Genomic DNA, 21,269 nt, shown 5'->3' with positions numbered 1-21,269 from the left:
AAGTCTAGGTATAGCAAGTACCCCTAAATGGTCTTATAACGCTAAAACAGCGTCCAAGAGCCACTCTGCCAGGTAGGTGGTGAACGACGACCTGACGTGGATCCGGTACTCGCCGGGCGCCCGCCGTTCCAGGATCACCGCGGCCCTGCCCAGCAGCGTCTGCGCGTGCCCGGGGAACACGTCGGGGTGCAGGTCCACGGGACAGCCGGTGATCAGGACGTCGTCCGCCCCCGGCCCGGACAGCTCCAGGATCGTCCGCTGTCCCGAGACGTCCACCCAGCCGGGCCCCGGCGCGGCGTCCCCGGTCACCAGCCACCACGACGGGCCGAGCCGCAGGCCCACGCCGGGATCGGCGCCCCTGACCTCCCACATCGGCTCGAACGGCAGCTCGCGCAGCCGCACCGCGGGCCCGCTCGCCGCCGCGAACCGCCCGGCGAACGCCGCCGCCGGGCTCTCCCGCGCCGGAACGCCTTCGAGCGCCGCGGGCGCGTCCTCCTCCAGAGGGTCGCCGTCGCGGCGGGCGTTGTCCGGGTCGTACAGGACCGGGTCGACGACCGTCACGCCGGTGGCCGCCGCGCCCGACACCGCCGTGAGCCGGTCCCCCGGCACGACGTCCCTGACCATGGCCAGCCCGAACGTCCGGCCGAGCGCCGCACTGACGTAGCCGGAGGTGACGTGCCCCAGCATGGGCGCGCCCGGCCCGCCCCTGACCAGCTGGGCGCCCTCCTCGATCGGCGCCGCCGGGTCCTCGGCGAGCAGGCCGACCAGGCGTTTGCGGCCCTCGCGGGCGGTGTCGGGGCGGGCGTGCGAGCGTTTGCCCACGAAGTCCGGCTTGCGCGGGGAGACGATCCACGACATGCCGAGGTCCTGCGGCGTGACCGTGCCGTCGGTCTCCTGGCCGACGATGGCGAACCCCTTCTCGGCCCGCAGCACGTGCATCGCCTCGGTCCCGTACGGCACCGCGCCCAGCTCCAGCACCGCCTCCCACAACGCCCTGCCGTACGGCCAGGGCACGTTGACCTCGTAGGCCAGCTCGCCGGAGAAGCTGATCCGGAACACCCGGCCGGGCACGCCGAGCACGTCCGTCTCCACGTACCGCATGAAGGGCAGGCCGAGCGCGCCGGGCGTGACGGCGGCGATCACCCGCCGCGCCTTGGGGCCGGCCACGGCGACCGTCGCCCAGTGGTCGGTCACCGAGGTGAAGGAGACGTCGAGCCGCGGCCACTCGGTCTGCCGCCACTCCTCCAGCCAGTCGAGCACCGCGGCGGCGTTGCCGGTGGTCGTGGTCGTCAGGTAGTGGTCGGCGGCGAGCCTGGTCGTGGTGCCGTCGTCGAACACCATGCCGTCGGCCCGGCACATGAGCCCGTAGCGGCAGGCGCCGACGGCGAGCGTGGAGTACATGTTGGTGTAGATCCGGTCCAGGAATTCGCCCGCGTCCGCGCCCCGGATGTCGATCTTGCCCAGGGTGGAGGCGTCCATGGCGGCGACCGAGGTGCGGGCGGCCCGGCATTCGCGCGCCACGGCGGCCTGCATGGTCTCGCCGTCCAGCGGGAAGTAGCGGGGGCGTTTCCACTGGCCGACGTCCTCGAACACGGCGCCCGCCGCGACGTGCGCGGCGTGCATGGAGGTGGTCCTGACCGGGTCGGAGAGCGCGCCCCGGTCGCGCCCGGCCAGCGTCGCGAACGACACCGGCGTGTACGGCGGCCGGAACGTGGTCGTGCCCACCTGGCCCGGCGCGGTCCCGAGCAGCGCCGACATCACGCCCACGACGACCGTGCCCGACGTCTTGCCCTGGTCGGCGCCGGTGCCCGCGGTGGTGTAGCGCTTGACGTGCTCGACCGAGCGCATCCCGGCGCCGGTCGCCCTGGCCAGGTCGGCCACGGTCACGTCCCGGTGCAGGTCGGCGAAGGCGGGCTCGTCGCCGTCCCCCTCGACCAGCCACAGCGCGGCGGGTGGCCGCGAGGGCCGTTCGTCGCAGTCGGGCACGCGGAGCTCGCGGGCGGCGGACCCGGCGGCCTCCCGGCCGGCGGCGTGGCCGTCGGCGATGGCCTCGCGGGTGCCGTACCGGCCGCGGCAGGCGCCGGCGGAGCATTCGGCCTGCGCCGAGACGCCCGGCACGAACGCCTGCAACCCCTCGTCGAAGCACACCCGCCCCTGCGACTGGCTGAACAGGTGCACGGCGGGGTTCCAGCCGCCCGCCACGGCCAGCAGGTCGGCCTCGATGTGCCGCTCCCCCACCCGCACGCCGGTCAGCACGCCGTCCGCGCCGGCCGTGGTGCCGGTGATCACCTGCCCGGCCAGGGCGCCGGGGGTGAGCCCCTCGGGGCGCGGATCGACGATCGCGGCGATCTCCACGCCGGCCGCGCGCAGGTCCGCGGCGGCCTCGTAGCCGGAGTCCGCGCAGGCGAGGACGACTGCCCGGCGGCCGGGGAGCACGCCGTACCGGTTGACGTAGGCGCGGGCGGCCGAGGCCAGCATGACGCCGGGCCGGTCGTTGCCGGGGAAGGCGAGCGAACGCTCGTGGGCGCCGGTCGCCAGGATCACCCGGCGGGCCCTGATGTGCCACAGCCGCTCGCCGCGCGCCCGCCGCTCGACGGCCACCACGTAGTTGTGGTCGTGGTAGCCGACGGCCGTGGTCCTGGTCAGCACCCGCACGCCGGACAGGTCGAGCGAGTCCACCCAGTCGAGCGCGGGCGCGCCGTCGAGCAGCACCCGGCTGTTCAGCAGGTCGCCGCCGAGGCGGGGCTGGTCGTCGAGCAGGATCACCCGGGCCGCGCGCGCCGCGGCGGCCGCCGCGAGCCCGGCCGGGCCGCCGCCGACCACCAGCACGTCGCAGTGCAGGTACGCCTTGTCGCAGCGCCGGTCGTCGGCCGCGTCGAGGTCCACCCGGCCCTTGCCGCGCAGGCTCCACGCCGCCAGCCCGTCGTACAGCTCCACGGTCGTGGCCGCCAGCATCGGGTCGGCGCCGACGCGGACCAGGGCGTTCGGCTCCTCGGGACCGGCCGAGAAGACGCCGCGCGGGCGGCCGGACTCCACGCCCCGGCCCACCACCCGCACCCCGTTGCGCAGCAGCGCGGCGGCCAGCGTGTCGCCCGGCTCCCCCTGGAGGGGACGGCCGTCGAAGGTGAACCTCATGGCGCCTTCCTGATCTCGTGCGTGACCGTGTGCCGTTCGACGGTGAACCAGGTCCGGCAGCCGTGCGTGTGGAACCAGCGTTCGCCGAACCAGCCCTTGGGGTTGTCGCGCAGGAAGACGTAGGCGGCCCACTCCTGGTCGGACAGCTCGCCGGGGGCCTGCGGATAGGCGATCCCGGCCTGGCCGCCGTAGTGGAACTCGGTCTCGTCGCGGGGGCCGCAGTGGGGGCAGTCGAGGAGCAGCATCAGTGGGCCACCGCCGCCGCGCCGTGCTCGTCGATGAGCGCGCCCGTGGTGAACCGCTCCAGCGCGAACGGCTCGGCGAGCGGGTGCGGGCGGCCGTTGGCGATCGTGTCGGCGTACACCCAGCCGGAGCCGGGGGTCGCCTTGAAGCCGCCGGTGCCCCACCCGGCGTTGACGTAGAGGCCGTCCACGGGGGTGGCGCCGATGATCGGGGAGGCGTCCGGCGAGACGTCCACGATCCCGGCCCAGGTCCGCAGCACGCGGACCCGGCTGAACAGCGGGAACAGCTCCAGGGCCGCCGCCATCTGCGCCTCGATCACGTGGCACCCGCCGCGCTGCCCGTAGGAGTTGTACGCGTCGATGCCCGCCCCCATGACCAGCTCGCCCTTGTGCGCCTGGCTGACGTACACGTGGACGGCGTTGGACATGACGACGCAGTCCAGCACCGGCTCCAGCAGCTCCGACACCAGCGCCTGCAGCGGGTGCGACTGCAACGGCAGCCGGACGCCGGCCCGCTCGGCCAGGACCGAGGTGTGCCCGGCCGAGGCGAGCGCGACCGTGCCGGCCGCGATGGGCCCGCGCGAGGTGCGCACGCCGGTCACCCGGTTGCCGGTGATCTCGAACCCGGTCACCTCGCAGCCCTGGATCAGGTCGACGCCGTACGCGTCGGCCCGGCGGGCCAGCGCCCAGGCGACGTGGTCGTGCTTGGCGATGCCGCCGCGCCGCTGCAACGTGGCCCCCAGGACGGGGTAGCGGGCCCGGTCGGAGACGTTGACGACGGGGCAGAACTTCCTGACCTCGTCGGCGTCCAGCCATTCGGCGTCCACGCCGTTGAGCCGGTTGGCGTTGACCCGCCGCCTGCCCTCGCGCACGTCGTGCAGGTTGTGCGCCAGGTTGAGCACGCCGCGCTGGCTGAACTGCAGGTCGTAGTCCAGTTCCGCGCTCAGGCCCTCCCACAGCTTCAGCGAGTGCTCGTAGAGTGCGGCGCTCTCGTCCCACAGGTAGTTGGAGCGGATGATGGTGGTGTTGCGGGCCATGTTGCCGCCGGCCAGCCAGCCCTTCTCCAGGACGGCGACGTTCGTCAGGCCGTGGTTCCTGGCCAGGTAGTAGGCGGTGGCCAGGCCGTGCCCGCCGCCGCCCACGACGACCACGTCGTAGGAGGGGCGCGGATCGGGGTTGCGCCAGAGGAAGCCGGGGTGGGTCAACGTCTGATCTTCTCCATCCGGGGGTCGAACAGCGGCTCGGCGGCGACCTCCGCGGGCACGCGGCGGCCGAAGTAGGAGATGTCCACCCGCGTCCCCGGTCCGGCCAGCTCGGCCGGCAGCCAGGCGTAGGCGATCGGACGGCCGATGGTGTGCCCGTACGCGGCGCTGGTGACGTACCCGGCGACGCGGCCGTCGTGCCGGACCGGTTCCTTGCCCATCACCACCTCGGCGCTGAGCAGCGGCACGAGCCTGCGGGACGGCTCGGCGCGCAGCGCGTCGCGGCCGTAGAAGTCCTTGTCCCGCTTGACCGCGAACCCCAGCCCGGCCTCGTACGGGTCGTGCTCGGTGGTCATGTCCACGCCCCAGAGCCGGTACCCCTTCTCCAGCCGGAGGCTGTTGAACGCGGCCCGCCCGCCCGCGACGGGCATCCCGGTGGCCCGCAGCGTGTCCCACAGCTTGAGCCCCATGTCGGCGCCGGTGTAGAGCTCCCAGCCCAGCTCGCCGACGTACGAGACGCGCATCGCGAGCACCGGGACCTGCCCGACGTACCCGGAGCGGCAGGTGAAGTAGCGGAAGCCGTCGTTGGACAGGTCCATGTCCGTGAGCCCCTGCACCAGCTCCCTGGCCTGCGGCCCCCACACGCCGACGCAGCAGGTGCCGGGCGTGATGTCCCTGATGTGCACCCCGCGGGGGGCGTGCCGGGTCAGCCAGTCGAGGTCGAGGTTGCCGTTCGCGCCGAGCTGGAACCTGTCCTCGGCCAGCCGCGCGGCCGTGAGGTCGGAGCGGATGCCGCCGCCGGCGTCCAGCAGCAGGGTGTAGGTGACCGTGCCGGGCTTCTTGTCCACGTTGTTGGTGGTCATGTGCTGGAGGAAGGCCGCCGCGCCCGGGCCGCTGACCTCGATGCGCTTGAGCGAGGTCATGTCGTAGAGCGCGACCCGCTCGCGGGTGGCCCACGCCTCGGCGGCGGCGACGGGCGACCAGTGGCGGCCGGCCCACGCGTCCCGCCGGTCGGCGCCGATCCGCGGCTCTTCGAGGCCCGCGAGCAGCGGCTCGTTCGCCTCGAACCAGTGCGGCCGCTCCCATCCGGCCGACTCCAGGAAGTACCCGCCCAGCTCCACCTGGCGCGGGTAGAACGGGCTGGTCCGCATCGGCCGCGGCGACTCCATGGGCTGCAACGGGTGGATGACGTCGTAGACCTCGACGAAGTTCTGCCTGCCGCGCTCCTCGACGTAGGCGGGCGACAGCTGCGCCTGCTCGAACCTGGCCAGTTCGCACTCGTGCAGGTCCACCTGCGACCGGCCGGTCACCAGCAGCTCGGCGACCGCCCTGGCCACCCCGGCCGAGTGCGTCACCCAGACGGCCTCGGCCAGCCAGAACCCGTCCAGGTGCGGCGCCTCGCCGATCAGCGGGAAGCCGTCGGCGGTGAAGGAGAAGACGCCGTTGATGCCGTCCTCGTACTTGGAGCCGGCCAGGGCGGGCAGCAGCTCGGCGGCGTCGCGCCAGGCGGGTTCGAAGTCCTCCTCGGTGAACGCCTGGACCGAGGGCATGGTGGTGCCCTTGGGGCCGATCTCGTGCTGGGCGACCGGCATGGGGCGGTGGGCGTAGGAGCCGATGCCGATGCGGTCGCCGTGCTGCCGGGCGTACAGGTCGCGGTCCTGGTGGCGCAGGATGGGGCCCTCGGGCTGCGGGGGCAGGGGGCCGGACTTCGCGTACTGGTGGGCCAGCGGCAGCAGCGGCACGGTCAGCCCGGCCATCTCGCCGATCGACGGGCCCCAGAATCCGGCCGCGCAGACGACCACGTCGGCCGGGATCGTCCGGTACTCCCCCGCGGCCAGGCAGGACACGCCGGTGACCCGGCCGCCCTTGCGCTCGACGCCGGTCACGGTGTGCCCGCCGAGGAAGCGCGCTCCCCGTTCGGTGGCCCGCGCCGCCTGCGTCTCGCCGCAGGCCACGGCGGCGGCCAGGCCGTCGCTCGGCACGTGGAAGCCGCCCAGCACCCGGCCGCGGTCCAGCATCGGCCACAGCTCGGCGCACTGCGCGGCGTCCAGCAGGCGGCCCTCGACGCCCCACGACTGCGCCCAGCCGAGCTTGCGGTGCAGGTCGGTCCAGCGCTCGGGGGTGGTGGCCACCTCCAGCCCGCCGACCTGCCGGAAGCAGTGCGCGCCGAGCGCGCTGTACTTGCGCACGGTGTAGGCGGCGAACTCGGTCATGGTCTTGGACGGGTTCGTCTGGAAGACCAGGCCGGGGGCGTGCGAGCTGGAGCCGCCGGCGGCGAAGAGCGGGCCCTGCTCCACCACGGTGACGTCGTTCCAGCCGCGTTCGGTGAGCTCGTCGGCCACCGCGCACCCCACGATCCCGGCTCCGATGATCACCACGCGCGGCCGACCCATCACGCCTCCGGTTGTTCCTTAATACGCAACACGCACCGGACTACGCAACGAACATAAGGCCCTGGATCCCCGCGGACAAGAGCTAGCCGAGCAGCGAGGTGTCCCGTCCCAGGTACGTCACCGGGCCGGCGTCGGCCACCGCCAGCTCCACGAAGCCGAGGCGGTCGTAGAAGGCCCGCGCGGGCGCGTTCGTGCTGACCATCCCCAGGTGCAGCCGCGGCACCCCGGCGGCGCGCAGGCCGTCGACCAGGGCGCTCATGAGCCGGCGTCCCCAGCCCTTGCCCTGCCAGTCGGGCAGCAGGTCGATGTGCAGGTGGGCGGGGTGGCCGGCCAGCTCGGGGATCAGCATGCGCTCGGGCCGGTGGTGCAGGGCGAGCATCACGTCGTCCGCGGTGACCGGCGGGTCGGCGGGAAGGGGGCAGCGGGCCGCGGACGCCTACATCCACTCCTCGCGGTAGCGGCGGACGAACGCCGCCGTGTCCGCGGTGCCCACGACGTAGCCGACGGCCTGGCCGGTGCCGTCGTCCACGACGTGGGCGTGCTCGGGCTCCAGGGTCACGTAGGGGACGGCGAAGATGTCGCCCATGAGCAGGTCGGAGGCGTACTGGCCGCGGGCGTCGCCACCGGCGTCGGCGGTGCGCACGCAGATGTCGTAGACGGCGGCCAGATCGGCCGGACGGTAGGAACGTACGAAGGGGGCGGTCATTCCCGACAACGTACTAGAAGAACCGTCTAGGTGATCAGGATGCCGCCGTCCACGGGCAGCGTGACACCGGTGACGTACGACGAGGCGTCGGAGGCCAGGAAGACCGCCGCCGCCACCAGCTCGGCCGGGTCGCCGGGCCGCTTCATCGGCACCCGCAGCTCCAGCATGCGTTCCAGGTAGCCGGGCGGATACTGCTCGGTCATCTCCGAGGCGAAGAACCCCGGCTCCAGGCAGTTGACCCGGATGCCGCGCCGGGCCGTCCACTGCTGGGCCAGGTCGCGGGTGAGCCCGGCCACGGCCGCCTTCGAGGCGCTGTAGGCGGCCTGCGGCAGCCCGGCGGTGGTCGCGCCGAGGATGCTGCCGATGTTCACGATCGACGAGCCCGGCCGCATCACCCGCGCGCACGCCTGCGCCATCCAATACGTGCCGTGCAGGTTGATCTCCACCACCCGGCGGAACTCCTCGGGCCGCTCGCGCAGCGCGGGCACGGCGGTGCCGACGCCCGCGTTGTTGATCAGCACGTCGACCGCGCCGAACTCGGCCACGGCCGCGGCCACCAGCGCGTCGCACTCCTCCGGCACCGCCACGTCGGTCGGGACCGCAAGACAGCGGCGCCCGGCCTCCTCGACCAGGCGACCGGTCTCCGCCAGCCGGTCCGCGCGCCGGGCGCCGATCACGACGTCGGCGCCCGCCTCGGCCAGCCCGCGGGCGAAGGCCACGCCCAGCCCCGACGACGCGCCCGTGACGATGGCGACCTTGCCGTCGAGGCTGAAGCGCTCCAGCACGTCAGAGCCCGTATTCCTTGACGATGCGCTCGTGCCGCTCGACCTCGACGTCGATCTCGCGGGCCAGGTCGAGCCAGGCCAGCGGGTGCACCCAGCGCTCGGTGGCGTCGTCGAGCAGGGCGTCGACCTCGGCGGCCGACACGTCCGGCGGCACCGCGACCCAGCCGAACACGCCCGGCAGCGACTCGCCGCTGGTCGGGTGGGTGACGGTGTAGTTCTCGTCGCTGTAGACCCACATCGGCCAGCCGCGCTCGGCCATGACCTCGGTGAACTCCGCCCAGTCCTCCTCGCTCGGCGCGGCGCCGTCGAAGAAGTAGCTGGTGTAACCGCCGGGACGCAGGATGCGCACGGCCGCGAACGGCGGCACGAAGTTCTGCTGCTCCTGCGGGTCTTCCGGGACGGGCTCCAGCAGCTGCGGGTCGAACACGACCAGGTCGCCGGCGTTGTAGTCCATGCCGCGCGGCTGCGGCAGCGCCAGCCGGGCGGTGGCCGGACCGGTGCGGATGGACAACACCTGGCGCTGGCCGCCGTCGGGCGCCGGGAGGATGAGCCGGATCAGGCCCATCTCCTCCTCGATCGGGCCCTGCTTGGACTTGATCGGCATGCCGATCTTGGCCGCGCCCTTGCGCACGGTGTCCCAGTCTTCCGCCGAGGTGGCCATGACGACCATGCGCCAGGTGTCCTCGTCGGTCAGCTCGTCGAGCACCTCCGCCAGCACGCCGGCGGCCCTGTCGTTGTGGTCGAGCTGCTGGGCGGCGCCGGACAGCAGGCGCCTGGCCTCGATGCCGGCCCCGGCCGCGACGGCGTGCTCGGCGGCGTCGAGCGTCTCCGGCCAGCGCTCGCGGGCGCTGTGGAGCCTGGCCAGCGCGAGGTACTGGGCGGCGTGCGGCAGCAGCGCGGCCATCTGCTCCAGCCGCTCGTCCTGGCGGGCCTCGATGAGCAGGGTGGTCAGGTAGGCCACGTCGTCGGGGTCGGCCGAGGCGATGTCGCCGGAGTCGACCAGCAGCTTCCAGTAGATGTCGGCGCCCGCCGCGGGGAAGCCGAGGAAGCCGAGCGTGGTGGTGTGGCGGCGGGTGGCCTCCAGGTCCTCGCCGGACAGCGGCGCGAGCCAGCCCACCCACTTCTCGGGGTCGGCGTTGAAGCCGTCGGCGGCGTCGAACAGGCCGACCCGCTCGGCCAGCGGCCCGGGGGCCGCGGGCTCGGCGGCGGCGTCGGCGGCGGCCCGCAGCGCGGCGACGCGCTCGGTCAGGTCGCCGGTCTCGCCGCGCAGCTCCGCCGCGCCGGACTCGGCCAGGTCGGCCAGCAGCCGGGCCTGCCACACGCCGCTCCTGGCGACGGCCAGGTCGCCCGCGACCAGCGCGAGCTCGACGCGGGCGCGGTAGCCGCCCATCATGCCGAAGTAGTCGATCCACTGGCGCAGCACCCGGCCGAGCTGCCAGGTGTTGGTGATCTGGGAGGACCCGGCCAGCTTGGCGACCGCGCGCGACCACTCGACGAAGACGCGCGGGTGCTCACCGACCACGTCGAGGTCGGGCAGCGCGTCGACGGCCTCGGCCGTGCGGCCGAGCTCGGCCAGGATGAGCGCGCGGCGCACGCCCTCGCGATGGGCCTTGGCGGGCGGGTCGTCGGGGGCGAGGTCGGCGGCGGCCTGCAGGGCGGCCAGCGCGTCGTCGGCCCGGCCGGCGGCCAGCAGGGCGCGGGCGCCCTCGGCGCCGAGCTCCCAGCTCGCCGCGCGACCGGCCGTGCGCAGCCGCTCGACCGCGGACTCGGCGTAGGCGACGGCCTCACCGGCCTTGCCCGCGTCGACGAGCGCCGCGACGTACTGGGTGGCCAGCCCGCTGAAGGCGGGCCGCTCCGGGCTCATGCCCTCCAGGAAGGCGCCCACCGTCTCCAGGCGGTCGCCGGCGTAGCCGGGGCCGTCGGTGTTGGCCCACACGATGGCCATCGCCTCGACGGCGGCCGGGGTGGCCGGGCAGTCGCGCACGTCTTCGCGCTGGGCGAACGTGAGCAGCTGCCGTGCGTCGTCGATGGCCACCGCGCCCTGAGCCCGGTCGCCGATGCGGCCCATGAGGTGCCAGTAGCGGGCGTAGAACTCCAGCCAGGGCAGCTCCAGCGTCTCGGCCTGCTGGGCGATGGCCGGGGCCATCACGTCGAGCTGCGGATACCGGCCCTCGTAGGCCTGTGCGGGAAGGTCTCCCAGCGCCATGGCGAGGCCAACGTTGCCCGCCTCGGAAAGCTGCTGCTGGGTTTCGCCGACCCAGGCCCAGATGTCCACGTCCATGGGCAGTCAGTCTGCCAGGTCAACGAGCGTGCCCAAAACGCAGAAGCTCGATCAGCTCGTCCGATTCGTTGTCGCGCAGGACCGAGAAGACCGGGGCCATCAGGTCGTCGGTGGTCTCCTCGACCTGGGCCCGCCGCGCCACGACGTCGGGGCCGGGGGTGGCGTAGGGCTCGGGCCAGGTGAAGAACCTGGCGATCGTCACGCCGTCGGCGTAGCCGAAGGGGGTGGTGTCGTGGACGGCGGCGAGCGTGGCCTCCAGGGGGTGCAGGCCGGCCGCGAGCACGGCGTCGGCGTGCAGGCCCCCGCGCAGCTCGCGCAGGACGTGCATGAGCTGGACGGCGCGCGCGGGCGGGTCGTCCGGCAGCGGCACCGCCCGCCAGCCGGCGAACAGCGGCGCGCCCACCGGCGAGGCCTGCGCGACGACCGGTTCGAGCAGCTCGGCGATGCGGGCGCAGCCGTCGTAACCGCCCAGCTTGCGCCGGCCCCACTGCCTGCACGCCTCGGTGTAGAGCTCGACGGCCTGCTCGACGGGCATCTTCCTGCCGCCGTTCCAGCTCTCCTCGACGTGGGCGGCAGGGAAGAAAACCGCCACCGAGGTGACGACGTCGGCGTGGCACTCGCCGAGCACCCCGCAGCGCCCGCGGAAGTACAGCTCGCGCGGGCCGAGCCCGTGCTCCTCGCAGACGGCCTTGGCCTCGCGCGAGACCATGAAGCCGCCGCCGTACTGGCCGATCGGCGCCTTGACCTGGACCGCCGTGGTACGCGGGTCCGCCATCCTCAACCCCTCCTCGGTTCGGAAAGTGGACCCAGAATCCCTCAGGAGAACATCATTCTGCAAGCATCAGCTCGCCGCTCGCCAGGATCACCGCCGGGCCGGACAGGTAGCTCGTGTCCTCGTCGAGGATGACGGTCAGCGAGCCGCCGGTGACCTCGACGGTCCAGGTGCCGGTGGTGTCGCCGGACATGTGCGCGGCGGCCACGGCGGTCGCCACGGCGCCGGTGCCGCAGGAGCGCGTCTCGCCCGAGCCGCGCTCGTAGACCCGCATCACCACGCGGCTGACGCCGACCGGGTTGAACAGCTCGATGTTGACGCCCGCCGGGAACACCCCGGTGTCGAAGCCGGGCTGGTGGCTGAGGTCGAGCTGGACGACCGGGTCGCCGATCGCGCAGGCCAGGTGGGGGTTGCCCATGTCGACGTGGAGGCCGGAGTACTCGTGGCCGCCGACGCCCGCCACGCTCTCGCCCAGCACCGCCGGCTTGCCCATGTCCACCGTGATGTCGCCGTTGGGCTCGACCCGGACCCGGCGCGGGCCGCCCCTGGTGGCCAGGCAGAACTCCGTGCCCTCCACCAGCCCCGCGTCCACCAGGTAGCGGGCGAAGACGCGGACGCCGTTGCCGCACATCTCCGCGACGCTGCCGTCGGCGTTGCGATAGTCCATGAACCAGTCGGCCACCGCGGCCTGCTCGGCCACCTCGGCGTGCTGCTTGGTCCTGGCGACCCGGAGCACGCCGTCGGCGCCGATCCCGGCCCGCCGGTCACAGATCTTGGCCACGAGCGCGGCCGTCACTTCCACGCCGTCGTCGGGATCGGGCAGGATGACGAAATCGTTCTCGGTGCCGTGCCCCTTGAGAAACCGCATTGCCTGAGTTTATGCCGCACCCGGGTCGGCGATGTGCGCCAGGGATCGTTCAAGCAGGTCGGGGGCGTCGTACGGGAGCCAGCGCACCCGCGGGTCGCGGCGGAACCACGACTCCTGGCGGCGGGCGAAGCGCCTGGTGGCCCTGACCGTCTCGGCGAACGCCTGCTCCTCGGTCCATTCGCCCTCCAGGAACCGGATGACCTGGGCGTAGCCGAGCGCGCGGCCCGCCGTGCGTCCCTCGGCCAGGCCCTGCCCGAGCAGCGCGCGGACCTCCTCGACCAGGCCCGCCGCCCACATGCGCTCGACCCGCAGCTCGATGCGCTCGTCGAGCTCGGGCCGCGGCACCTCCAGGCCGAGCTGCACGCTGGGGTAGACGGCGTCGTAGGACGGCATGGTGGCCGAGAACGGCCGGCCGGAGTGCTCGATCACCTCCAGGGCGCGCACGATGCGGCGGCCGTTGCTCGGCAGGATCGCCTCGGCGGCGGCCGGGTCGAGCTCGCGCAGCCGCTCGTACAGGGGGGCCGGGCCGCGCTCGGCCAGCTCCTCCTCCAGCCGGGCCCGGATCACCGGGTCGGTGCCGGGGAACTCCAGGTCGTCGAGGGCCGCCCGGACGTAGAGGCCGCTGCCGCCCACCAGCACCGGGACGTCGATCTTCGCGAACAGGTCCCTGGCCAGCCGCTGGTACTCGGCGACGCTGGCCGTGACCGTGACGTCCCAGATGTCCAGCAGATGGTGGGGGACGCCGCGCTGCTCGGCGGGGGTGAGCTTGGCCGTGCCGATGTCCATGCCGCGGTAGAGCTGCATGGAGTCGGCGTTGACGCACTCGCCCCCGAGCCGGAGCGCGAGATCGACGGCGAGATCGGACTTCCCGGCCGCCGTGGGGCCCACGACGGCGATGACTGGCTGCTGGCGCACACCGACCAGTGTGTCAACTGTCCGGGTGTGGACGGACCACCTACAGGTCGAGGAGCGTCTGCTGGAGGTATCCCTCGTGGGTCAGCAGCCAGCGCTTGGTCTCCACCCCCACGCCGCCGCTGAACCCGCCCAGCCCGTTGCCCGCGACCACCCGGTGGCAGGGCACGAAGATGGGGATCGGGTTGGAGCCCATGATCGAGCCGATGCCGCGGGCCGGCACGCTCGACCCGGCGCGCCGGGCCAGCTCGCCGTAGGTGACGGCGGTGCCGTACGGGACGCGGTGCAGGGCCTGGAGCACCTGCAGCCGGGAGCCCGTCATCAGCCGCCAGTCCACGGGGATGCTGAACGTGCGCAGCTCGCCGGCGAAATAAGCGTTCAGCTCGGCGACGGCGCAGGCCGTACGATCCGCATCATGAACCTCAGCCAGGCCGAGCCGGTCCGCCAGTCCGGCGGGCGACCCCCATCCCGAGGCGACCAGCCCCCGCTCGGTGACGGCCACGACGAACGGGCCGACCGGCGTCGGCACCTCGGCGAACGCGACCGTGGACAGCGTGGACAGCGCGGACTGCGTGGGCTGCGTGGTCATCATGTCCTCACGTGAACTCGTGGTGCTGGGCACCTCCAGCGCGGTGCCCACCCGACACCGTAACCACAACGGGTATTTTCTGCGCTGGGACGGGCAAGGCTATCTTTTCGACCCCGGCGAGGGCACGCAGCGCCAGATGCTGCACGCCGGGCTGAGCGCGAACGACGTCCACTGGCTGTGCGTGACCCACTTCCACGGCGACCACTGCCTGGGCGTGCCCGGGGTCGTGCAGCGCATCGCCCGCGACCGGGTGCGCCATCCGGTGCGCGCGGTCTTCCCCGCCGCCGGCGAGACGTACTGGCGCAGGCTGCGGCACGCGGCCGCGTTCGCCGACACGAAGGTGATCGAGGAGCATCCGGTCTCCGGCGCGCTGGCCGGGGTGGGGCCGCTGATCGCCCGCCGCCTGTCCCACCCCGTCGAGTCGTACGGCTACCGCATCCAGGAGCCGCCCGGCCGCCGCATGCTTCCCGACCGGCTGGCCCGCCACGGCATCCGCGGCCCGGAGGTCGGCGAGCTCCAGCGCACCGGCTCGGTCCGGGGCGTCACGCTCGCCGAGTGCAGCGAGCCCCGGCCGGGGCAGAGCGCCGCGTTCGTCATGGACACCCGCCTGTGCGACGCCGTGTTCGAGCTGGCCTCCGGGGCCGACCTGCTGGTGATCGAGTCGACGTTCCTGTCCGCCGAGGGCGCGCTGGCCAAGGAGTACGGGCACCTGACGGCGTTCGAGGCGGGCGTGGTGGCGGCCGACGCGGGCGTGCGCAGGTTGGTGCTCACGCACTTCTCGGAGCGGTACGGGTTCGCCGAGGAGCCGTCGTTCGTGGCGGAGGTACGGCGGAGCTTCGACGGCGAAGTGATCACGGCCCGCGACCTGATGCGCATCCCGGTCCCCCGCCGCCGCCCTCTGGCCTGACGCGCCTTCCGATGCCGGCCTCAGGTTGACGCGCCTTCCGATGCCGTCTCGTCAGCTCCACACGCCCGTGAAGTAGCCGACGCCGTAGGGCGAGGACCGCATGAGCAGCGTGCCCGTCAGCGGCGTGCCCTCGGCGGCGCCGGCCAGCACCTGGAGGGCCGCGCGGCCGGTCACCCAGAGCCGGTCTGCCTCGACGGGGTCGAGCGCGGCCAGCGCCGCCGCGTCGGCCGTGCCGACCGCCTCGGCGATCAGGTCGTCGTACGCCTGCGCCGCCTCGTCGTACCGGCCGGGGGCCCGCGGGGTCAGGCAGGCCGAGCCGTCGGCCATGACCAGCAGCGCGACCCGTCCGAGTGCGGCCAGCCCGGCGCCGATCGCCCGGCACTCGGCCGGAGTGGCGGCGAAGGCGACCGCCTGCGCGGCAACCCCGTCGGCGTCGGCCGTGGGGGGCTGTTCGGGGTCGTTCAGGAGCCGGCGGCCGACGGTCAGGGACAGCGGCAGCACGGGCACGCCCTCGCCCACCGTGACGTCGAAGCCCCAGGGCCGCAGGGTGCCCGCGGCGGCGCCGTCGTAGGAGCGGGTCGTCTCCGCGCCGCCCACCACGACCAGCACGTCAGGACGGGCGGCCCGGAGCGCGGCGACCGCGGTGCGACAGGCCGCGCGCAGCTCGGGCAGCCCGGTCACGATCAGCGGGGTTTGCGGGCAGACGGCCGCGGCGACAAGCACGAGCGCAAGCGTACGCGCCACCCGCCACGACCCGGCGGTCAGGTCGTGTAGGGGTCGCGGCCTTGGGCGACGGCGGCGAGCAGGCCCTGGGTGTAGGCGTGGGCCGCCTGGTGGAGGCCGCCGCCGAAGCTGATCCTGGCCACCCCCAGCTCCGCCAGCCGCGCGTACGACGGCGCCTTCGGCCGGAACAGGATGTTCACCGGCCCGCCCACCTCGGCGACGAGGGCCGCGATCTCGCCCTCGTCCTCCAGCGTGATCGGGTACACGCAGTCGGCCCCCGCCTCCAGGTAGCGCCGCGCGCGCGACACCGCCGCCGCCCGGTCGCGCACGCCCCGCACGTAGGTGTCGACCCGCGCGTTGATCACCAGGGCGTCGCCCGCGGCCGCCCGCATCCCGGCCAGGAAGTCCGCCTGCGCCCCTGCGTCGACCAGCTCGCCGGTACGCGGGTCGGAGTCCTCCACGTTGCAGCCCACCGCCCCCGCCTCGGCCAGCCGCTCGGCCAGCTCGCCCGGCGCGAGCCCGTAACCGCGTTCGACGTCGGCGGTCACGGGCACGTCCACGGCCCTGGCGATGCGGGCGACGGCGGCCATCATCTCGCCGACCGGCGTGCTCTCGCCGTCGGCGTACCCCAGCACGCGGGAGACGGCCGCGCTGCCGGTGGCCACCACCGGGAACCCAGCCTCCTGGACCGCGCGCGCCGAGGCGGCGTCCCAGACGTTGGGCAGGATCAGCGGGCTGCCGGGCACGTGCAGCCGTCGCAACGTGGCCGCTCTGTCAGTCGTCATGCCCGGCACCCTACGAGGACGGCCGGCTCTCCAGCAGATCCATTACCGGCCGGAAAGGGCGAACCACTTGGGGGCGGTGGCTCACAGGCGATGTCTCAGGCGGTGGCTCACAGGCGGTGGCTCAGGCGGTGGCTCAGCAGCCGTTCTTGGCGCACTGGCCGCTCAGCTCACCCGCGGGGCCGTCGGCGGGAAGGTCGCCCTCCGGCTGCGGGGCCATGGTGGGCGTGCCGGGCTTCTTGCCGGTGCCCGTCCGGGTCGTGTCGCCGGCGCGGTCGGAACCGGTCGATCCCTTGTCGGCGGGGTCGGGGCCGCCGCCCGTGTCCGTGACGGCGTCGCCCATGGCGGAGTCGTCGGAACCGTCGGCGGGCAGGCCGTCGTCGGTGGCGGTGGGGGCGTCGGTGGGGGCGTCGGTGGGGGCGTCGGTGGTGGCGTCGCCCATGGTGGCGTCCTCGTCGGCCTCGAACACCTCGTCGCCGGCGCTCGTGGCCGGGGACGGGCGGCCGGAGCCCTGCTCCTGCTGGGCGCTCTGGCCGGGCTTGGCCGCCAGCAGGTAGCCGGCGCCGCCCGCGGCCAGCACGCCGACGAGGGCGAACGCGGCGATGACGGCGGTCTTCCTGCTCTTGCCGGGGGGCCTCGGGGACGGGCCCGGCCCGGAGAGGATCTCCTGACGATCCGGCTCGGTCGGATCATGCATGGTGGTGCAGCTCCCTGCGGTCGTATCGGGGAAAGCTCGCCGGCTTCCGCGGGTGATGGACCACACTAGCCGCAACAGCGGAATGCTCGCACACCAATCACAAAGGAATCACGACTTGTCCCCCCAAAGATCTGTTTGCCCAGGTGGCCGTCCCCGGCTGGGCGCCGCGGTGGGAGCGGCCGGGGTACTCGTCACGGCCGGCCTCGGGATTTTCCTCGCATTCACCAGTTCTCCGGAATCGCGCCCGCAAAACCGCCGTGAATTCGATCAGGAAACGCCGCTTATCCCAAGATCGTATTTTCCTTCGCAGATCGCCGGCTCACCGGTGGCCGAGCCGTCCCCGGCGCCGGCCACCCCGTCGGCGGGCCCCTGGTCGCCCGGCCCATGGTCGCCGGGCTGGATGGAGGCCGTGCCGGCACCCGACCGGCCCACGGCGACGCAGCCGGAGCCGGAGCCGGGCGAGCCCTCGCTCCCTCCGGGCAAGGGCAGGCCGGTGAAGGGCGAGCTGTCGTCGCCGCTCTCTCCGAGGGCGCTTCCCACGCGTCCGCCGCTGGTGGCGCCGCCGCGTCCGTCCCGGCGGGCCGCCGTACGCCGTCCGGCTCCGCACGCGTCCCCGCAGGCGCCGCCCAGGGAGCGGGTCGTGCCCGAACCGGACCGTCAGGCGCCTCCCCCGCCGCCGCCTCCCTCCGTACGGCCCGGCGGGCCCGACCCGTGCGCCACGTTCGACGACTTCCGCCGGCAGCCGTGCTACAGCTTCCTCGACCGCCTCAGGCGCTGACCCACGCGGAACACCCGGCCGTCAGGCGCTGACCCACGCGGAACACCCCGCCGTCCCGAAGGAGCGGCGGGGTGCGGGAACGCGGTGACGATGCGGCGGCTCAGTGGGCCGAGCAGGCTCCGGCGGCCGGGGCGGGGGCCGCCGGGCGGCCGACGGACGGCATGCCGAGCAGCACGCCGGGCCCCTTGGCCGGGGCGCCCTGGCGCGCCTCCCAGGCGTCGCCGGCCCGCGTGCGCCGCACCGCCCGGACCACGCCGTCGGCGACCAGGTGGTGGGGGGCGGCGTAGGTGACCTCGACGGTGACCATGTCACCGGGCCTCGGGGTCTCCTCGCCCACCGCGAAGTGCACGAGCCGGTTGTCGGCGGCGCGGCCGGACAGGCGGCGCGTGGCGTCGTCCTTGCGGCCCTCGCCCTCGGCGACCAGCACCTCCAGCGTGCGGCCGACCTGCTTCTTGTTCTCCTCCCAGGAGATCTCCTCCTGAAGGGCCACCAGGCGCTCGTAACGCTCCTGGACGACCTCCTTCGGGATCTGGTCCTCCATCGTGGCCGCCGGGGTGCCCGGACGGATGGAGTACTGGAAGGTGAAGGCGTTGGCGAAGCGGCTCTGCCGGACGACGTCGAGGGTGGCCTGGAAGTCGTCCTCGGTCTCGCCGGGGAAGCCGACGATGATGTCGGTCGAGATGGCCGCGTCGGGCATGGCGGCCCGCACCCGCTCGATGATGCCCAGGTAACGCTCGGCCCGGTAGGAGCGGCGCATGGCCTTCAGCACGCGGTCGGAGCCCGACTGCAGCGGCATGTGCAGCTGGTGCATGACGTTGGGCGTCTCGGCCATGGCGGCGATGACGTCGTCGGTGAAGGCGGCCGGGTGGGGCGAGGTGAAGCGCACCCGCTCCAGGCCCTCGACGTCGCCGCAGGCGCGCAGCAGCTTGCCGAAGGCCAGCCGGTCGCCGAACTCGACGCCGTAGGTGTTGACGTTCTGGCCGAGCAGGGTCACCTCCAGGACGCCCTGGCCGACCAGCGTGCGCACCTCGGACAGGACGTCGCCGGGACGGCGGTCCTTCTCCTTGCCGCGCAGCGACGGCACGATGCAGAACGTGCAGGTGTTGTTGCAGCCGACCGAGATCGCGACCCACGCCGCGTAGGCCGACTCGCGCTTGGTGGGCAGCGTGGAGGGGAAGACCTCCAGCGACTCCTTCAGCTCGACCTGCGCCTCGCCGGCCACCCGGGCCCGCTCCAGCAGCACCGGCAGGGAGCCGATGTTGTGGGTGCCGAAGACGACGTCGACCCAGGGCGCCTTGCGGACGATGTCGCCCTGGTCCTTCTGGGCCAGGCAGCCGCCCACCGCGATCTGCATGCGCGGGTTGTCCATCTTGGCCGGCCGCAGATGGCCGAGGTTTCCGTAGAGGCGGTTGTCGGCGTTCTCCCGCACGGCGCACGTGTTGAACACGACGACGTCGGCCGTCTGGCCGTCGGGGGCCGGCACGTAGCCGGCGTCTTCCAGCAGGCCGGAAAGGCGCTCGGAGTCGTGCACGTTCATCTGGCACCCGTATGTGCGCACTTCGTACGTGCGGGCGCTCTCCTGGGTCACAGTCATGGCAGGTTCAAGGGTAGTCGTTGTCCGGCTCGCGGCAGCCGCCCCCGTCTAAAACACCAGCTTGACGGCTCGATGTGACCGGATCGGTACCACCTGGTTAGTGACCAGCGTCTTAATGACCTCTACCGTTTTGGTCCATGACGGAGAACGGCGACGCCACTCCACTCGTTCAGTTGGAGGGCGTCAACAAGCGCTTCGGGGCGTTGCACGTCCTGAAGGACATCAACTTGACCGTCTCTCGTGGCGAGGTTCTGGTGGTCATCGGCCCTTCGGGCGGTGGGAAGTCCACGCTGTGCCGGACGATCAACCGCCTGGAGACGATCGACGACGGCAGGATCGTGTTCGACGGCCAGGTGCTGCCCGAGGAGGGCAGGGGGCTGGCCAGGCTGCGGTCCGAGGTCGGCATGGTGTTCCAGTCCTTCAACCTGTTCGCGCACAAGACCATCCGCGAGAACGTCACGCTCGGCCCGATCAAGGTGCGCCGCAAGGACCGCAGGGCGGCCGACGCGCGGGCCATGGAGCTGCTGGAACGGGTGGGCATCGCCGCGCAGGCGGACAAGTACCCGGCCCAGCTCTCCGGCGGCCAGCAGCAGCGGGTCGCGATCGCTCGTGCGCTGGCCATGGACCCGAAGATGATCCTCTTCGACGAGCCCACCTCGGCCCTGGACCCGGAGATGGTCCAGGAGGTGCTCGACGTGATGATCGGGCTGGCCCGCGACGGCATGACGATGATGGTCGTCACGCACGAGATGGGATTCGCCCGCCGGGCCGCCAACCGGGTGGTCTTCATGGCGGACGGACAGATCGTGGAGGAGAACACCCCCGACGAGTTCTTCACCAACGCGCAGACCGACCGCGCGCGTGATTTCCTTTCGAAGATCCTCACGCACTGAGATTTTGAGGCAGGTATACATGCACATGCGTCGTTTGGGAGCGGTGGTCACGGGAGTGGGCATGCTCGCCGCCCTGGCCGCCTGCGGCGGTGACAAGACCTACGCCAGCGTCCTGGAGAAGGTGCAGGACGGCGGCAAGGTCGTGGTGGGCACCAAGTGGGACCAGCCGAGCCTGGGCTTGAAGAAGGGGTCGGAGCCGGAGGGCTTCGACGTCGACGTCGCCAAGGCCGTGCTGAAGGAGATGAACGGCGGCAAGGACGCCCAGATCGAGTGGAAGGAGTCGGCCTCCTCCAACCGCGAGCCCTTCCTCCAGAACGGCACCGTCGACATCATCTTCGCCACGTACTCCATCACCGAGGAGCGCAAGGCCAAGGTGTCCTTCGGCGGCCCGTACGTGATCGCGCACCAGGACATCATGGTCCGCAAGGACGACGCCGCGATCAACGCCCCGCAGGACCTCAAGGGCAAGAAGATCTGCAAGGCGGCCGGCTCCAACTCCTACAAGCGCGTCACCGACCCGCCCCCGGACGGCAAGCTCGACATCGACGCCACGACCGTCGACGCGGCCAACTACTCCGAGTGCGTGCAGAAGCTGTCGGGCAGCAACCTCGACGCCGTCACCACCGACGACCTGATCCTGGCGGGCTTCGCCAAGCAGGCCGGCGGCAACTTCAAGGTGCTCGGCCAGGGCTTCACCGACGAGAAGTACGGCATCGGCCTGAAGAAGGGCGACACCAAGACGTGTGAGGCCGTCAACACCGCGGTGAAGAAGATCTGGGACAACGGCACCATGAAGCAGCTGCTGGAGAAGTGGTTCGGCGGCATCCAGGGCCTGAAGCTGTCGGAGACCGCGCCCCCGGCTGAGGGTTGCAGCTAGTCACGCCAGAGGCGGGGGGGGGGGGGGCGGCCCCCCCCCCCCCCTGCGGGGGGGGGCCCGTGGGGGTAAAATAAAATAAAAGGCCCACCAAGCCAGGGGGGGGGGGGGGGGGCAGAGGATGACGCGCGTTGGC

Annotated in this window: 20 protein-coding genes; 4 read left to right on the top strand and 16 right to left on the bottom strand. The window is 73.0% G+C overall.

The window, feature by feature from the left end:
* Positions 1-33 precede the first annotated feature (33 nt).
* The 12 genes from AB0J71_RS38735 to AB0J71_RS38680 all read right to left on the bottom strand — a co-directional run bounded on the left by AB0J71_RS38735 (position 34) and on the right by AB0J71_RS38680 (position 13,888).
* Positions 34-3,135 (bottom strand): 2Fe-2S iron-sulfur cluster-binding protein, encoded by a 3,102-nt coding sequence (locus AB0J71_RS38735; protein WP_364419067.1) that lies wholly within the window; start codon positions 3,133-3,135, stop codon positions 34-36.
* The gene (locus tag AB0J71_RS38730) at positions 3,132-3,380 is read right to left on the bottom strand and encodes a sarcosine oxidase subunit delta (protein ID WP_352322764.1); all 249 of its coding nucleotides are present in this window, start codon (positions 3,378-3,380) and stop codon (positions 3,132-3,134) included. Before AB0J71_RS38730 ends, AB0J71_RS38735 begins: the two co-directional genes overlap by 4 nt.
* Positions 3,380-4,582, bottom strand: a complete 1,203-nt coding sequence (locus AB0J71_RS38725) for a sarcosine oxidase subunit beta family protein (protein ID WP_352322763.1) — start codon at positions 4,580-4,582, stop codon at positions 3,380-3,382. The genes AB0J71_RS38730 and AB0J71_RS38725 overlap by 1 nt, the downstream gene beginning before the upstream one ends.
* Entirely contained in the window at positions 4,579-6,972 is a 2,394-nt protein-coding gene (locus tag AB0J71_RS38720; protein ID WP_364419133.1) for an FAD-dependent oxidoreductase, read from the bottom strand. Before AB0J71_RS38720 ends, AB0J71_RS38725 begins: the two co-directional genes overlap by 4 nt.
* Before the next feature lie 82 nt (positions 6,973-7,054).
* Positions 7,055-7,351: a GNAT family N-acetyltransferase gene (locus AB0J71_RS38715; protein WP_364419130.1), complete on the bottom strand. Its 297-nt coding sequence runs from the start codon at positions 7,349-7,351 to the stop codon at positions 7,055-7,057.
* A gap of 57 nt (positions 7,352-7,408) precedes the next feature.
* Positions 7,409-7,678 carry a hypothetical protein gene (locus AB0J71_RS38710; protein ID WP_364419065.1) on the bottom strand — a complete coding sequence of 90 codons (270 nt, stop codon included), beginning with the start codon at positions 7,676-7,678 and terminating at the stop codon, positions 7,409-7,411.
* Between the two features lie 26 nt (positions 7,679-7,704).
* Positions 7,705-8,463 (bottom strand): glucose 1-dehydrogenase, encoded by a 759-nt coding sequence (locus AB0J71_RS38705; protein ID WP_364419063.1) that lies wholly within the window; start codon positions 8,461-8,463, stop codon positions 7,705-7,707.
* A 1-nt stretch (position 8,464) separates the two neighbouring features.
* Positions 8,465-10,744: a tetratricopeptide repeat protein gene (locus AB0J71_RS38700; protein WP_364391062.1), complete on the bottom strand. Its 2,280-nt coding sequence runs from the start codon at positions 10,742-10,744 to the stop codon at positions 8,465-8,467.
* Positions 10,745-10,763: 19 nt separating this feature from the next.
* Positions 10,764-11,519: a hypothetical protein gene (locus AB0J71_RS38695; RefSeq protein ID WP_352327716.1), complete on the bottom strand. Its 756-nt coding sequence runs from the start codon at positions 11,517-11,519 to the stop codon at positions 10,764-10,766.
* 52 nt (positions 11,520-11,571) lie between these two features.
* Positions 11,572-12,384 carry a diaminopimelate epimerase gene (gene dapF / locus AB0J71_RS38690; protein ID WP_352327717.1) on the bottom strand — a complete coding sequence of 271 codons (813 nt, stop codon included), beginning with the start codon at positions 12,382-12,384 and terminating at the stop codon, positions 11,572-11,574.
* 9 nt (positions 12,385-12,393) lie between these two features.
* The gene (miaA, locus tag AB0J71_RS38685; RefSeq protein ID WP_364419061.1) at positions 12,394-13,299 is read right to left on the bottom strand and encodes a tRNA (adenosine(37)-N6)-dimethylallyltransferase MiaA; all 906 of its coding nucleotides are present in this window, start codon (positions 13,297-13,299) and stop codon (positions 12,394-12,396) included.
* 40 nt (positions 13,300-13,339) lie between these two features.
* Positions 13,340-13,888, bottom strand: coding sequence for a methylated-DNA--[protein]-cysteine S-methyltransferase (locus tag AB0J71_RS38680; RefSeq protein ID WP_352327719.1), 549 nt, complete (start codon positions 13,886-13,888; stop codon positions 13,340-13,342).
* On the opposite strand from AB0J71_RS38680, the gene AB0J71_RS38675 reads away from it, so the two are divergent.
* On the top strand, positions 13,887-14,792 hold the full coding sequence (locus AB0J71_RS38675) for a ribonuclease Z (RefSeq protein WP_352327720.1): 906 nt from the start codon (positions 13,887-13,889) through the stop codon (positions 14,790-14,792). The two genes, AB0J71_RS38680 and AB0J71_RS38675, sit on opposite strands and share 2 nt — an antisense overlap.
* 51 nt (positions 14,793-14,843) lie before the next feature.
* Here the strand turns inward: AB0J71_RS38675 and AB0J71_RS38670 are convergent, their stop codons facing one another.
* The 3 genes from AB0J71_RS38670 to AB0J71_RS38660 all read right to left on the bottom strand — a co-directional run bounded on the left by AB0J71_RS38670 (position 14,844) and on the right by AB0J71_RS38660 (position 16,994).
* Positions 14,844-15,515 (bottom strand): hypothetical protein, encoded by a 672-nt coding sequence (locus AB0J71_RS38670; RefSeq protein WP_364419059.1) that lies wholly within the window; start codon positions 15,513-15,515, stop codon positions 14,844-14,846.
* Between the two features lie 38 nt (positions 15,516-15,553).
* Positions 15,554-16,300: an isocitrate lyase/phosphoenolpyruvate mutase family protein gene (locus AB0J71_RS38665; protein WP_352327722.1), complete on the bottom strand. Its 747-nt coding sequence runs from the start codon at positions 16,298-16,300 to the stop codon at positions 15,554-15,556.
* A gap of 133 nt (positions 16,301-16,433) precedes the next feature.
* On the bottom strand, positions 16,434-16,994 hold the full coding sequence (locus tag AB0J71_RS38660) for a hypothetical protein (RefSeq protein ID WP_364419057.1): 561 nt from the start codon (positions 16,992-16,994) through the stop codon (positions 16,434-16,436).
* 409 nt (positions 16,995-17,403) lie between these two features.
* On the opposite strand from AB0J71_RS38660, the gene AB0J71_RS38655 reads away from it, so the two are divergent.
* Positions 17,404-17,772, top strand: a complete 369-nt coding sequence (locus AB0J71_RS38655) for a hypothetical protein (RefSeq protein ID WP_364419055.1) — start codon at positions 17,404-17,406, stop codon at positions 17,770-17,772.
* Positions 17,773-17,872: 100 nt separating this feature from the next.
* Here AB0J71_RS38655 and miaB read toward each other — a convergent pair whose 3' ends face one another.
* Positions 17,873-19,366, bottom strand: coding sequence for a tRNA (N6-isopentenyl adenosine(37)-C2)-methylthiotransferase MiaB (gene miaB / locus AB0J71_RS38650; RefSeq protein ID WP_364419053.1), 1,494 nt, complete (start codon positions 19,364-19,366; stop codon positions 17,873-17,875).
* 137 nt (positions 19,367-19,503) lie between these two features.
* Here miaB and AB0J71_RS38645 point away from each other — a divergent pair, with 137 nt between their 5' ends.
* A complete protein-coding gene (locus AB0J71_RS38645; RefSeq protein ID WP_352327726.1) occupies positions 19,504-20,259 on the top strand; it encodes an amino acid ABC transporter ATP-binding protein in 756 nt (251 codons plus the stop codon).
* Between the two features lie 25 nt (positions 20,260-20,284).
* Positions 20,285-21,136 (top strand): glutamate ABC transporter substrate-binding protein, encoded by an 852-nt coding sequence (locus AB0J71_RS38640; protein WP_364391053.1) that lies wholly within the window; start codon positions 20,285-20,287, stop codon positions 21,134-21,136.
* Positions 21,137-21,269: the final 133 nt, after the last annotated feature.

The organism is Nonomuraea sp. NPDC049637 (assembly GCF_040675235.1).
Classification (GTDB): Bacteria; Actinomycetota; Actinomycetes; order Streptosporangiales; family Streptosporangiaceae; genus Nonomuraea.
Note: the sequence above shows the minus strand (reverse complement) of the source record. Positions and strands in the feature narration are given on the sequence as shown.